The organism is Herbivorax alkaliphila (genome assembly GCF_030848475.1).
Lineage (GTDB): Bacteria > Bacillota > Clostridia > Acetivibrionales > Acetivibrionaceae > Herbivorax.
In genome coordinates, this window is sequence record NZ_JAVDDS010000014.1 from 67,430 (window position 1) to 77,659 (window position 10,230).

General features: G+C 30.5%; 9 protein-coding genes. All 9 read left to right on the forward strand.

Annotated elements, in window-relative coordinates; genetic code table 11:
- The first annotated feature begins 79 nt into the window (after positions 1 to 79).
- The 9 genes from RBH29_RS07130 to lysA all read left to right on the forward strand — a co-directional run bounded on the left by RBH29_RS07130 (position 80) and on the right by lysA (position 10,055).
- A complete protein-coding gene (locus RBH29_RS07130) occupies positions 80 to 1,300 on the forward strand; it encodes a D-alanyl-D-alanine carboxypeptidase family protein (RefSeq protein WP_306696083.1) in 1,221 nt (406 codons plus the stop codon).
- 179 nt (positions 1,301 to 1,479) lie between these two features.
- Positions 1,480 to 2,508: a hypothetical protein gene (locus RBH29_RS07135; RefSeq protein ID WP_306696084.1), complete on the forward strand. Its 1,029-nt coding sequence runs from the start codon at positions 1,480 to 1,482 to the stop codon at positions 2,506 to 2,508.
- Positions 2,501 to 3,340: a hypothetical protein gene (locus RBH29_RS07140; RefSeq protein ID WP_306696086.1), complete on the forward strand. Its 840-nt coding sequence runs from the start codon at positions 2,501 to 2,503 to the stop codon at positions 3,338 to 3,340. Before RBH29_RS07135 ends, RBH29_RS07140 begins: the two co-directional genes overlap by 8 nt.
- Complete coding sequence (locus RBH29_RS07145; protein ID WP_306696087.1) at positions 3,337 to 4,368, forward strand: DUF4350 domain-containing protein; 1,032 nt, start codon at positions 3,337 to 3,339, stop codon at positions 4,366 to 4,368. Before RBH29_RS07140 ends, RBH29_RS07145 begins: the two co-directional genes overlap by 4 nt.
- Positions 4,365 to 5,351: an AAA family ATPase gene (locus RBH29_RS07150; protein WP_306696088.1), complete on the forward strand. Its 987-nt coding sequence runs from the start codon at positions 4,365 to 4,367 to the stop codon at positions 5,349 to 5,351. The genes RBH29_RS07145 and RBH29_RS07150 overlap by 4 nt, the downstream gene beginning before the upstream one ends.
- A 31-nt stretch (positions 5,352 to 5,382) precedes the next feature.
- On the forward strand, positions 5,383 to 6,687 hold the full coding sequence (locus RBH29_RS07155; RefSeq protein WP_306696089.1) for a DUF58 domain-containing protein: 1,305 nt from the start codon (positions 5,383 to 5,385) through the stop codon (positions 6,685 to 6,687).
- Positions 6,688 to 6,736: 49 nt separating this feature from the next.
- The gene (locus RBH29_RS07160; RefSeq protein ID WP_306696090.1) at positions 6,737 to 7,738 is read left to right on the forward strand and encodes a stage II sporulation protein M; all 1,002 of its coding nucleotides are present in this window, start codon (positions 6,737 to 6,739) and stop codon (positions 7,736 to 7,738) included.
- 6 nt (positions 7,739 to 7,744) lie between these two features.
- The gene (locus tag RBH29_RS07165; protein ID WP_306696091.1) at positions 7,745 to 8,488 is read left to right on the forward strand and encodes an RDD family protein; all 744 of its coding nucleotides are present in this window, start codon (positions 7,745 to 7,747) and stop codon (positions 8,486 to 8,488) included.
- 253 nt (positions 8,489 to 8,741) lie between these two features.
- Positions 8,742 to 10,055: a diaminopimelate decarboxylase gene (lysA, locus tag RBH29_RS07170; protein WP_306696092.1), complete on the forward strand. Its 1,314-nt coding sequence runs from the start codon at positions 8,742 to 8,744 to the stop codon at positions 10,053 to 10,055.
- Positions 10,056 to 10,230 lie beyond the last annotated feature (175 nt).

Sequence of the window (10,230 nt, forward strand, 5' to 3'; positions counted from 1 at the left end):
ATAGTATATCCTAAGTTTTTTCTGCATACTTTTAATTGTATGAACTTTATATAGTTAAAAGGTTTGGGGGTAATCCTTTATGTTGAAAAAATTAGTGGGGTACTTAATAATAACTTTTCTTTTATTTAATTTACTTTCTCTAAATGTTATATCTATAGGTGACGATGATTTATATGAGTACAATGAAGAAGTGGTTGAGGTAATGGTTGCAAATACAAGCTTTGACAGTTTTGAATCTAAAGCATTTATTCTTATTGATGCTGCAACAGGTCAGGTACTTACAGAAAAAAGTTCTCATGATAAACTTCCCATAGCAAGTGTTACTAAAGTTATGTCAATGCTGTTAATAATGGAGGCAATTGATTCGGGAAAAATAAAATTAGATGATATGGTTACTGCATCTGATTATGCAGCTGGAATGGGAGGATCCCAAGCTTATGTTGAACCAGGAGAGCAATATTCTGTAAGAGATGCATTAAAGGCAGTTGCACTTCACTCATCAAATGACGTTACTGTTTCATTGGCAGAAATGATTAATGGTAGTGAAGAGGGTTTTGTTGTGATGATGAATGAGAAAGCAGAAGAACTTGGTATGAAAAACACCCATTTTCTTGACTGTACAGGACTTACTGATGAAGGACACTACAGCACTGCATATGATGTTGCCCTTATGTCAAAAGAACTGGTGACTAAGCACCCGGGGATACTTGAATACACTTCTATATGGATGGATAGTTTTAGAGGAGGAGAATTTGAATTATCAAATACAAATAAACTTATTAGATTTTACAATGGTGCAGATGGTCTTAAAACGGGATTTACACAGGCAGCGAAGCATTGTTTATCTGCTACTGCAAAAAGAAACAATATGAGATTGGTTTCTGTTGTTTTAGGTGGTGCTGATTCTAACAGTCGTTTTGCTCAGTCTAGAAAACTTTTAGATTATGGATTTGCAAACTATGAATCCACCAATGTAAATAAAGAAGGTGGAGAGGTTAGAGAAGTAGAGATAAGAAAAGGTTTGGAAAATATGGCAAAGGCTGTTTATGCAGATGACTTAAATTTACTTTTATCAAGAGGACAAAGAGATAAAGTAAAAAGAGAGATTAGAGTTATGAAGTCAATTGCTGCTCCAGTAAAAAAGGGTCAACGGATAGGTGAAGTAATATATAAAGTAGATGATAATGAAATAGCAAGGATGGATCTTATCTGTGATAGAGAAATTCAAAAAGCTTCTTTTGCAAAAATGTTTAAAAGACTGTTTGTTAATTGGTACAATGTTGGAAGAAGTACAGATTAAAAAGGGTGTATATCATTTATTATATACACCGAATTAAAAACTACCTATTGAATTTATTCACATATTATGATAATTTAAATAAAGAAAAACAAAAGAAAAACAAATAATAAAGTCTGATTTTGAAGAAAAGAGTTTATTATTTGGTTATTCTTAAGATAAAAAGAGAGGCCTTAAATTATATGAATCAAAACAATACCGAATTAAAGCCAATGAGAATTGGGGACGTAGCTGATTATTCTATTGAAATCTTCAAAAGAAATTTTAAAGTTTTATTTTTTTTGTCGTTGATACTTTATGTTCCATGGATTATCATTGATTCCCTTGTAGATAGTTATGTTATTACGAATACTTTTGGTTTATTTGAAGATTTATTTTCAAGTTTTGAAAACTATAATCATTTTGACTATTATGGTGACTTTGGAAATTACCAGTCAACTGCAATTAGTAATTTATTCACTCTTTTAAATATATGCTATAGTTTAAGTATAAAGGTTGTATTTCAAGCTGCTGTAATGAAAATTGTATATGACTATATGACAAAAGGTAGAACTATAAGTTTTTCTTATAAAAATACATTCAAATTAATAAGATATTGTTTTAAGTATATGTGGAGGATGGCAGGATACACAGCAATTTTTTATATTATATTATTTGCTTTATATTTTGTTTCATTATTTGTAGGAGCAATTATATTTGTTTTTTTACTTGGTATAGCATTTACAACTGCACAGGAGTGGATAATGACAGTTTTTATTGTTTTATTTGCACTGGTTGTTATACTTGGAATGATTATATTAGTTGGTTTTTTCTGGGTTAGACTAATATTTGGTAATAATATAATTGTAAATGAAAATTCATCATTTTCAAATGGTATAAAAAGGGCTTTTCAACTATCAAAAGGATCATTTTGGCATATAGGTATTTCAAGTTTATTTTGTTATATTATTTATAGTCTTATAGGTGGAATGGTTACTGGAATTTCAGTTGTTGCAATTGGTATAAACAATATTCTTTTTTACACACTTTATTCTTTTGGACAGGTTTTAAATGCAGTTTTATATCCCTTTGTTGTAGTTTTTATAACTGTTCTATTTATTGATGCTAAAGTTAAAAAAGAAGCATTTGATTTAGAGTTAAAACTTAATAAAATGATTGAAAAACAAAAAAGCGAACTAAAAAAGGAAATTGGAGAGGAAAAAGATGATTAATTTATTGTCATCTGAAAAAATGAGGCAGATTAAAATAAATATAATGTATTTTAATAAAAAAGAGCAGATTGATAAATGTAAAGTTGTAATTTCATTTATTGTAATGTCTTTGTTTTTGCTGTCATTTTTTTCAACAAGCCCTGTGCTGGCATATGATGAACCTCCAGATGATGAAAATGAAATTAGAGAAAAGCTCTCTGATATTGTTTCATCCCATGAAATAACCCGGGAAACTGAAGATGACAATTTTATAAATGCTTTGCGAAGAAGCATTATTAGATATATAATAAGGAATTATGAAGATTTTATGGAAAGATTTGGCATAGATGGAAGAATGGGAGAATTGATGGAAGCTGCAAATGTTCCGTCTTGGGCAGTAACACTTATAAAATATATTTCTATAGCTCTTATTATTTTTGTTATTTTTGTAATAGGTTATTATATATTTAAAAACCGATTTATTTCTAAAAAAATCATGAGGGATAATGAAGACATTTTAGTAAAAATTAAAAATCCTGACGAAATACTAAAAATAGTTGAAAAACATATAGCAAAAAGAGATTACAACAGTGCACTCAGGTTTTTATATATTGCATCCTTAATAAATTTAAATAATTCCAACATAATAAAAATCAATAAAGCAAAAACAAATAAGCAGTATTTATTAGAGATACAGCTAAATAAGCCTGAACTATTTGATATATTTACAAATTTTACACAGGATTTTAATAAGTATTGCTATGGATGGAAAACATTAAATACAAAAAAATTTCAAAGATGGTATGAAACTTATTTTAAGCTTATTGATAAAAAAGGAGGGGAAAAGAATTGAGTAGAAAAAAGGAAATTATTATTTTTATACTTATTTTCCTATTCCTTTCTTTAGCTGGAATGATAGTTTTTGATATAAAAAATGAAGCAGAGCAAACCTCTGATTATTCTACATACAGCGATAGAGAAAAAGGTGGAAGGGTACTTTTTCAACTTGCAAGAGAGATGGGGTATGATGTGGGGCGCCATGAAAGTTCTTCAAGGTTTTTACCTGATGATGCTACGGTAGTTGCTTTTTCTCCAGAGAGAAATATTGTAAATAGTGGTTTGGAGAAAAAATATCTTTTAAGTTGGATTGAGAGAGGGAATAGTTTTGTTTTAATTGATTCTGCAGAAAGTGTTGTCGGTGAAAAATATGAAATACTTGATGAAGCTACAAGTTATACAAAGGTTTTTTCATATTTTGGCGAAAATCGTATGTACAACATAGGAGAAGGACAGTTTATATATTTAAAAGACTATGAGAAGTATACAAACGAAGAAATAAAGGACTTAGACCCTGGTGTAGTTTTTATCCATGCATTAAAAGCAGCTTCTAATGAAAGGGTTTTGTTTAATGAATTTTATCATGGCTTTGGAAAAGAAGCCACTCTTTTAGATATTATAGGTTTCTCAGGAAGACTTATTTTAATTCAGTTAGCATTGGCCTTTTTAATTTATATTTATATAAAGTCTAAAAGATTTGGAAAACCCGTTGTTGTGCATGAAACAATAAAACGTGAAGAAAATGAAAATATGTTTGCTCTTTCAAATATATACATGAAAGCAAATGCTAACAGCATGGTTTTAGAAATTGTATATGAAAAGTTTAAAACTGAACTTGCAAATTTTTTAGGGTACAGGTATAAAGAGATAGATTATAATGAGGTTTTAAGTAAAGCTGAGAATAATGTTCTTTTAAAAGATATGAATATAAAGGAATTGGTAAGAGATTGTGAGGGATATATTAAAAATGATATAAAAGATAGAAAAACAATGGAGAGGTTGTTTACTAAATTAGAAAAAATCAGGAGGGTGATTAAGGAATGACTGATTATATTAATGAAAATACTCTAGACGAATGTGAATTTACTAGGGAAAAAAGCAAAGCTATAATAGAAGAGGTATCAAAAGTTGTAGTGGGACAAGATGATTTTATAGAAAAACTGGTTATTTGTCTTTTTACAGGTGGGCATGTTTTGATAGAGGGAGTTCCAGGGCTTGCTAAAACATTAGCATCAAAAGTTGTTTCAAAATCTGTAAAGGCAGAGTTTAAAAGGGTACAGTTTACTCCTGACCTTATGCCAGCCGACATAATAGGAACAAAAGTTTTTGATCCAAAAGAAACAGAATTTTTCCTAAAAAAAGGGCCGCTGTTTACAAATATTTTTCTTGCAGATGAAATAAACCGTACACCGCCAAAAACACAGGCAGCTCTACTTGAAGCAATGGAGGAAAGGGCTATATCTATAGACGGACAGACTCATAGGTTAGAAGAGCCGTTTATGGTTTTGGCAACTCAAAATCCTGTTGAATATGAGGGGACATATCCTTTGCCAGAGGCACAGGTAGACAGATTTTTAATGAAACTTTTAATAGACTATGTGCCACAGGAATTTGAAAACACTCTTTTAAAAAAGTTTAATTCAGGATTTGACAGCAAAGACATTGATGCTCAAAAGATAAGTCCGGTATGTACATTTGAAGATATAAAAAAATGCAGAAAAGAAATAGAGGGAGTTTCTGTAAGTGATGGTATTATAAATTATATAACTTCCATTACAAAGGCCACAAGAAATTCCCCTGCTCTTATACTGGGGGCAAGTCCACGTGCATCTATTTCACTTCTTTTGACATCTAAAACGTATGCAGCGATGCAGGGAAGAGCGTATGTAATTCCAGAAGATGTAAAGGAGTTGGCATTACCTGTTTTAAGGCACAGGGTTATACTAAAACCAGAGGCAGGAATTGATGGACTAGGTAATGATGATGTAATAAAGAGTGTCCTGTCAAAAGTTGAAGTGCCAAGGTAAGATTGGATAACAAGCAAAAAGGAGAGTTGAAATGCCTTTTAGTAAAGTTTTTTCTTTATTGATGGTAGTTGGAATAATTCCTATACTTATTGGGATAATTCCAGGGCTGCATTTTCATGTTTTTGTAATATATAATTTTATACTCATAGTTTCTTTTATTGTGGATTATATAATGACACCTGGCAAAAAAGATTTTGAAGTAGACAGGATTTGTGATGATAAATTGTCAATGGGGGGAGAAAACGAAATAACCATTTCCATAAGAAATAATAGTGACTATGTTTTGGATATTACAGCTTTAGATGAAATTCCTCTGTATATGAATTTTAAAAAAAAGTTTGTTAATTTAAAAGTTTCGCCGCATAATGAGTCAGAGGGCAGGTATATTGTTGTGCCTCAAAAGAGAGGACAGTTTACTTTTGGAAAGATACATATTAAATACAATGGTGTTTTGAAGCTTTGTTCAAAAAAACATCAGTATGATGTTACAAATAATTATAAGGTGTATCCAAATTTAAAAGATTTAAACAAATTAGGACTATCACTTATAAAGAAAAGTCATTTGATTCAAGGAGTAAAAAAAGTTAAAAGTTTTGGTGGTGGAACAGAATTTGAAAGCCTTCGTGAGTACAATGAAGGAGATGATTATAGAAAAATAAACTGGTTGGCTACTGCTAGGGCAAATAAACTTATAATAAATACGTTTGAGCCGGAAAAGAATCAGCAAGTGATGATTATGCTAGATTCTAGCAGAGTTATGAATTCTGAGATAGACTATATAAAAAAGCTGGATTATTCTATTAATGCCTCATTTCTTCTTACAGATGTTGCAATAAAAAAAGGTGATAATGTTGGCGTAATGGTATTTGACAGCAGTGTAAAACGATATGTTAAGCCTGGAAAGGGAACAGGACAGTTTCAGCTTATTGCAGAAAATCTTTACAATGTGGAGGAGAATTTTGTTTCAGCAGATTATAGGGGTTCTTTAAATTATTTAAACCAATATCAGAAGAGAAGAAGTCTTTTATGCATATTTACAGAACTTTTTAATGCTCAGGAAGCAATCCGGTTATCTGCGGCACTAAAAAACATGGCAAAACATCATGTTCCAATTGTAATAACAATAAAAGATATGAGATTATATAAAACAGCTGATATGAATGCTAAAAACAGTGAAGATATTTATTTGAAGGCAGCTTCAATTAAGTTGGTAGATGAAAGAGAAAAAGTTAAAAAAGTGTTTCACAACTCAGGAATAGGTGTTATTGATGTTCCACCAGATAAGTTATCAGTTGAAGTGGTAAACAAGTACCTTCAAATGAAATCATTTATGTGATACAATTATTTAAAAAAGTTTTTTTATAATACTTAAAAGGATGTTAGAGATGAAAGAAGACAGCTTTATAAAAGAAAACTACAAAACATGGAATAAGTTAGAGTCACTATTAGAAAAGCTTCAAGCAGGAAAGATAAATAAACTCAACAAAAATGAACTTGATGGCTTTTTAAATATGTATAATTTGGCATGTGGGCATTTATCTTATAGTCGTACATATTTTGGGAATACGTCAACTACAGAATACCTAAACAGGCTTGTAGCTTCTTCTCACAGCTATATTTATACTACAAAGAAATCAAATATTAAAGATTTGTTTAAGTTTTTAATTGTAGAGTTTCCATTACTTATAAACAGCAATATCAAGCCTATAATGCTGTCAACATTTATCTTTTTACTTGGGACATTAATAAGTTTTGTATTAACTGTTATTTCAGTGGACAATGCAATTGCTTTTTTTCCAGCTGAAATGGTTGAAGAAATTATGAATCGAGATTTTGATAGTCACACTGTAGTGTGGGATGCTGCAATACAGTCAAGTTTTATACTTACTAACAATATAAGAGTTGGTATTTTAGTTTTTATTTTTGGAATCACCTTAGGAGTGGGGAGTGCCTACGTTCTTTTATATAATGGATATATGCTGGGGACATTGGCAGGTTTGTATTTTTTGAATAATGAGAATCTTTTATTTTGGTCTTTAATTCTTCCCCATGGAATAATAGAACTTGCAGCAATTTTTATTTGTGGCGGGGCAGGACTTATCATAGGCTACGCTCTCATTAATCCAGGTAAGTATTCTAGAAAAGATGCTTTTATAATAAAGGGTAAAATTGCTATAAAGCTCCTTCTTGGAACTATTCCACTTTATATTGTTGCAGGATTTATAGAAGGATATTTTACTCCAACACAGAGAGTTTCTGATGTTTTTAAAATATTCTTTTCAATAATTACACTGGGACTTCTTGTATTATATATTTTGATTCCTAATATAAAGAATAGAAGAGCTGACAAAAATTTAGAGTTAAAAAAAGATAAAAGTAAAGGATGATAAAAAATGAGGCGGATACTTAAAGTATTAACACCTGAAAATGTGCATGTTGAGTATGAATTAGCAGGACTTGGGTCTAGATTTATAGCTTTTTTTATAGACTGCCTGATTCAATTTGTAATATTTAGTATTGCATTTATAGCGATGTATCTTGTGGGAGTTGATTTTGGATATCTTATTTGGGAACTTGGTGTTCTAGAATTTATATTATTTTGTTATACAGTTATATTGTTTTTTCACCTTATGTATTTTATTTTTTTAGAGACAATATTAAAAGGGCAGACTTTAGGAAAAAGATGCATGAAACTTAGGGTTATAAAGGGAACTGGCGAACCAATAAATATAGTTGATGCCATTTTAAGAGGATTTTTAAGGTTGGTTATCTCATTGCCGTTAGTTTATATTGTTGATGTAATTCTTGTAGTTACATCGAAAAAATATCAAAGAATAGGTGACTTTGCTGCAAATACTATTGTAATAAAAATTAAAAGACAAAAACAACTTGTACAATTAGAAAATTTGGTGGATTTTAAAGAAGAAGACCATTTAACTCCTAATATATATCCTGTTAATAGTTATGAATACAATGTTTTAAAGGAATTTTTAGCAAGAAAGCATGACTTGGGAGAAAGAAGAGAGGTGTTTGTGCACAATTTAAAAATATATTTTATGAAAAAATTCAATATGGAAAAGCCACATGAGAAGCCATATCAATTTTTTGAAGAAATAATAAAGGTAAATAATAAATAAATTTTATTTTGAAGATTAATATAAAAGAGCTAATTATTAATAAAGGTTGATATGGAAGGGTTTGTGACTGAAGTTATAAAAAAGACAAAAGTTAATTTTGCAAGTTTTGAACTTGACTCTTGCAAAATTAAATGTTACCATAATTTTAGTGGTTCTAATTATACATCAAAAATATTTAAAAATTATGGTTTTTTGGTGTTTTTGAGAGAATGATTAGAGTCTAGATTAATTAAAAACAATGGAAGGTGAGATTATGTTTGTATCTAAAGCGGTAAAAATAAATGAAAAGAATCATTTGGAAATTGGTGGGTGCGATTGTTTAGAGTTGGCTGATAAATATGGTACACCTCTTTATGTTATGGATGAAAATCTTTTAAGAGAAAATTGTCGAAAGTATAAAGATGCAATTGATAAGTATTATGATGGCAATGGATTGGCTTTATATGCAAGTAAAGCTCTTTGCACAACGGCAATTTGTAAAATTGTTCATCAGGAAGGACTAGGGCTTGATGTAGTTTCGGGGGGAGAGCTGTATACAGCAATTACAGCTGGTTTTCCAATGGACAAGGCATATTTTCATGGTAATAACAAGACATATGAAGAACTTTTGATGGCTATTGAAAATGATATTGGAAGAATAGTGATAGATAACAAAGAAGAACTTATGAATGTAAACCAGATTGCAAAGAAATTAAATAAAATAGTTAATGTTTCATTTAGAATAAAACCTGGAATAGATGCACATACCCATGATTTTATTAGAACAGGTCAGATTGATTCTAAATTCGGAGTGGCATTAGAAAATGGTGAAGCATTTGAAATAATAAAAAAAGCTGTAGAGTTTTCAAATATAAATGTTATGGCACTTCATTGCCATATAGGTTCGCAGATATTTGACTTAGAACCTTTTAAATTGGCAGCAAAGGTTATGTTGGAGTTTGCAGCTAGTCTAAAGGAAAAGCTTGATATAGAAATTAAAGAATTAAACTTAGGTGGTGGATTTGGAATAAAGTATACTCAAGAAGATCAGCCAATTGAGTATGACCACTATATTAAGTCAGTATCAGAAGTTGTAAAAAGTGTTTGCAGCGAAAAAGAAATAAAACTTCCTCAAATAGTTATGGAGCCTGGAAGATCCATAGCAGCACCAGCAGGAATTACCCTATATAAAGTTGGTTCTGTAAAAGAAATTAAAAATATAAGAAAGTATGTGGCAGTTGATGGTGGGATGACTGATAATCCAAGATTTGCAATGTATCAGGCAAAATATGAAGCGGCAATTGTGGATAAGCCAGATGCTCCAAAAACTGAAAAAGTCACAATTGCAGGTAAATGCTGTGAATCAGGGGATCTTCTTGCAAAAGATGTTATGTTGCCTGAGGTAAATGTTGGAGATATTTTAGCAACATTTGCAACAGGGGGATATACTTATTCAATGTCTAGTAATTATAACAGGATACCAAGACCGCCAATTGTACTTGTTAAGGATGGAAAAGCAAGGACAATAGTTAAAAGAGAAGATTACAAGGATATTATAAGAAATGATATAATTCCAGAAGATTTATAAGTTGTGTAACAAAGAGAAAAGACTTAAAAGTTTAGGTGTTTTAGGCACCTAAGCTTTTTTTATCTTATTCTAAGACTCCAGCTTCTATAAGGTGGAGTTACTCTTATAAATCTTCAGGTGGAGTTGAGTCTCTACCTGAAGATTCGATGAAACGAGTTCACTTTTAGAGGGTTTA